Raw genomic sequence first — 266 nt, 5'->3', positions numbered from 1 at the left:
CGCGCCCGAGAGGAGTCGAACCCCTAACCTCTTGATCCGTAGTCAAACGCTCTATCCAATTGAGCTACGGGCGCATATGGTGCCGAGGGCGGGGGTCGAACCCGCACGGTGGTCACCCACCGCAGGATTTTAAGTCCTGTGCGTCTGCCTGTTCCGCCACCCCGGCATGTCATATTGAAAATTGGAGCGGAAGACGGGATTCGAACCCGCGACCCCAACCTTGGCAAGGTTGTATTCTACCACTGAACTACTTCCGCAAGACATGT

At 57.1% G+C, this 266-nt stretch carries 3 tRNA genes; all 3 read right to left on the bottom strand.

Annotation, left to right across the window (positions count from 1 at the left end):
• Window positions 1–74, bottom strand: a tRNA-Arg gene (locus OXT04_RS29700).
• 3 nt (window positions 75–77) lie between these two features.
• Window positions 78–166: transfer RNA gene (locus OXT04_RS29695), tRNA-Leu, on the bottom strand.
• Window positions 167–182: 16 nt separating this feature from the next.
• A tRNA-Gly gene (locus tag OXT04_RS29690) sits at window positions 183–257 on the bottom strand.
• Window positions 258–266: the final 9 nt, after the last annotated feature.

The organism is Bacillus sp. GC_Bacil_1, from assembly GCF_026540675.1.
Classification (GTDB): Bacteria; Bacillota; Bacilli; order Bacillales; family Bacillaceae_G; genus Bacillus_A; species Bacillus_A cereus.
This window is presented reverse-complemented; position numbering and strand designations above follow the sequence as displayed.